The sequence below is a fragment of the Streptomyces calidiresistens genome (assembly GCF_014141525.1).
Taxonomy (GTDB): Bacteria; Actinomycetota; Actinomycetes; order Streptomycetales; family Streptomycetaceae; genus Streptomyces; species Streptomyces calidiresistens.
In genome coordinates, this window is record NZ_VKHS01000954.1 from 1 (window position 1) to 1,856 (window position 1,856).

Genomic DNA, 1,856 nt, shown 5'->3' on the forward strand with positions numbered 1-1,856 from the left:
CCCCGACCCCGCGCCCCGCGCACTCCGCGCGGGGCGGGGGTCACGGGGGTCCCGCCCCGACCCCGGCGAACCTGCCCGCGGCCATCGCCACGGGCACCGCCATCACCACCAGGAGCGCCGCCGGGACCACCACCCCGAGAACGGGCGACCGGTCCACCACCAGCCCACCGCCCCATGCCCCCAGCGCGATCGAGAAGTTGAAGGCACACACGTGCAGCGAGGTCGCCGCCTCGGTCTCCCCGGGCGCGGCCCGCAGGATCCACGTCTGGAGGGTCACCGGCACCGCGCCGTACGCCAGCCCCCACGCCAGGACGACCGGCACCGCCCCCACGGGCCCGTTCACCACCGGTAGCAGGCACACCGCGAGGGCCGTCGTCGCCCCGATCGCCGCCGGCGCGCCCCGTGGGTGCCGGGCCGCTCCGAAGCCCGCCACCACGTTGCCGACCAATCCGGCGACACCGAACGCCAGGAGCAGGGTCCCGACCGTGCCGCCGTCCGCGCCGGTGCGCTCCTCCAGGATCGGCCGCAGGTAGGTCCAGGCCAGGAAGTGGCCCGTCACCAGGAGCAGGGTGAGGGCGAGGCCCCTGCGCACCGCGGGGCGGTTGCGGAGCAGGCGCGGCAGCGCCGAGAGGGGTACCACCCGCACCGCCGGGAGGGTCGGCAGCAGGAAGACCATGCAGACCAGGGCGGCCAGGCCGAGCAGCCCGACGGCCGCGAAGGCGGTCCGCCACCCGGCGAGAGCGCCGAGGTACGTCCCCGCCGGGACCCCCAGCACGGTCGCCGTCTCCACACCGCCGAAGATCACCGCCATCGCCCGGCCCACGTGGTGTTCCGGAACCAGGCGCAGCGCGATGCCGCCCGCGATGGACCAGAAGCCACCCACCGCGACACCCACCAGGAACCGGGCGGCCAGGACGAGGGAGAAGTGGTCGGCGAGGGAGGAGAGGAGGTTGGCCGCGCCCATCACACCGATCAGGGCACAGAGCACGATCCGGCGGTCGATCCGCCCGGCGAGCACGGTGATCAGGGGGGCGGAGATCGCGGCCACGATCCCGGGCACCGTGACCATGAGACCGGCCGTACCGGCGGAGACCCCGAACTCCGACCCGATGGGGGTGAGGAGACCCACCGGCAACAGCTCCGAGGTCATCAGGGCGAAGATGCCCACCGCCACGGAGACCACCGCGCCCCAACCCCGCACCGTCCGGGCCCGGAGGGACCGGACGGTGGAGGCGGGCGGCGCCCCGGCGGAACCGGTGGCCGGGGCGGGGCCGGTGGTGCGCGTGCCCCTCATTCCCCGGCCGGGGGGGTGCGCGCGGTGACGTTGAGCCGGTTCCAGGTGTTGATCGTGGCGATCAGGGAGACGAGCCGGGCCAGTTCCTCCTCCTCGAACCGTTCGGCCGCCCGTCGGTACACGCCATCGGGTACGAACCCGTCGGTGAGGACGGTCACCGCCTCGGTGAGCGCCAGGGCGGCCCGTTCCCGCCCGGTGTACAGATCGCCGGCCTCCTCCCACGCCGTGAGGAGATGGATCCGCTCCTCACGTTCCCCCGCCCGGCGGGCGTCCCGGGTGTGCATGTCGACGCAGAAGGCGCAGCGGTTGATCTGCGAGGCGCGGATGAGGACCAGCTCCACCAGGGCGGGGTCCAGGTCGCGACGGGCCGCCTCGTGGAGGCGGAGCATCGCGCGGTGCACGTCGGGGACGAGCACGGGAAGGTCCAGGCGCGGGGTGGTCGGGGTTCTCTGCTCGGTCGGGGTGTTCGGGGTATCGGTCACGGAATCGACCGTAGGAGTGAAGTGGCGCACGGCTATGGTCCATTTCCATGGCACTCCATGGGTCCATTTCCCCGGCATCC

2 protein-coding genes are annotated in these 1,856 nt (G+C 74.0%); both read right to left on the minus strand.

Annotation, left to right across the window (positions count from 1 at the left end):
* Nucleotides 1-40: 40 nt before the first annotated feature.
* Nucleotides 41-1,294 carry an MFS transporter gene (locus tag FOE67_RS24490; protein ID WP_182667002.1) on the minus strand — a complete coding sequence of 418 codons (1,254 nt, stop codon included), beginning with the start codon at nt 1,292-1,294 and terminating at the stop codon, nt 41-43.
* Nucleotides 1,291-1,776, minus strand: a complete 486-nt coding sequence (locus tag FOE67_RS24495; RefSeq protein WP_323385421.1) for a carboxymuconolactone decarboxylase family protein — start codon at nt 1,774-1,776, stop codon at nt 1,291-1,293. Before FOE67_RS24495 ends, FOE67_RS24490 begins: the two co-directional genes overlap by 4 nt.
* Nucleotides 1,777-1,856 lie beyond the last annotated feature (80 nt).